General features: G+C 73.1%; 1 pseudogene. It reads right to left on the reverse strand.

The features are described 5' to 3' along the window. A pseudogene (locus MKK82_RS33805) lies at nt 1-238 on the reverse strand (hypothetical protein); the annotation flags it as partial. Nucleotides 239-301 lie beyond the last annotated feature (63 nt).

The raw sequence follows: 301 nt of genomic DNA on the forward strand, positions 1-301 counted from the left end.
CCTCCTGCACCAGCACCTGCGCCTTCTCGGCCTCCTTGATGCCGATCTGCTGCATCATGCCGACCATCGGCGCGGCCATCGAGCGGAGCGTGGCCGCGCGGTCCCCCGTCATCTGGGCCACCGTCTCGCGGGCGACCTGCAGACGGGCGGGATCCGGCGCCGCGGTGGGATCTGGTTGAGCCAGCACGGCTCCCGGCCGCACGATGCAGAGGGCGAAGACCAGGGTCGCGAGGCGCATGCGCAATCCAGTCGCAACGGGTACGCGGGCCGGCGCCGTCGCCGCCCCCTCTCGCGGCACCAC

Source organism: Methylobacterium sp. E-046 (assembly GCF_022829625.1).
Taxonomy (GTDB): Bacteria; Pseudomonadota; Alphaproteobacteria; order Rhizobiales; family Beijerinckiaceae; genus Methylobacterium; species Methylobacterium longum.